This window comes from Salinisphaera orenii subsp. orenii MK-B5 (assembly GCF_003788635.1).
GTDB classification, from domain to species: Bacteria; Pseudomonadota; Gammaproteobacteria; order Nevskiales; family Salinisphaeraceae; genus Salinisphaera; species Salinisphaera orenii.
Genome location: NZ_AYKH01000038.1, coordinates 1 through 560 on the forward strand (window position 1 = coordinate 1; position 560 = coordinate 560).

Below are 560 nucleotides of genomic sequence, written 5' to 3' on the forward strand. Positions count from 1 at the left end.
TCACGCCGACTACGTCAAGAACATGATCACCGGTGCCGCCCAGATGGACGGCGCGATCATGGTCGTCTCGGCCGCGGACGGCCCGATGCCGCAGACGCGCGAGCACATCCTGCTGGCGCGCCAGGTCGGCGTCCCGTTCATCGTCGTCTACCTGAACAAGGCCGACATGGTCGACGACGAAGAACTGCTCGAGCTGGTCGAAATGGAAGTCCGCGAACTGCTGGACGCCTACGACTTCCCGGGCGACGACACCCCGGTGATCGTCGGCAGCGCGCTCAAGGCGCTGGAAGGCGACGAAGGCGAGCACGGCATCGAATCGATCGCCAAGCTGGTTCGCGCGATGGACGAATTCATCCCCGAGCCGGAACGCGCCGTTGATGGCGCCTTCCTGATGCCGGTCGAAGACGTCTTCTCGATCTCGGGTCGCGGCACCGTGGCCACGGGACGCGTCGAGCGCGGCATCGTCAACGTCGGCGACAACATCGAAATCGTGGGCATCCACGACACGGTCAAGACCACGGTCACCGGCGTCGAAATGTTCCGCAAGCTGCTGGACCAGG

Annotated in this window: 1 protein-coding gene; it reads left to right on the forward strand. The window is 64.8% G+C overall.

Annotation, left to right across the window (positions count from 1 at the left end):
• A partial coding sequence (locus SAOR_RS12985; protein WP_245965476.1) for a GTP-binding protein occupies positions 1-560 on the forward strand: 560 nt, incomplete at both ends.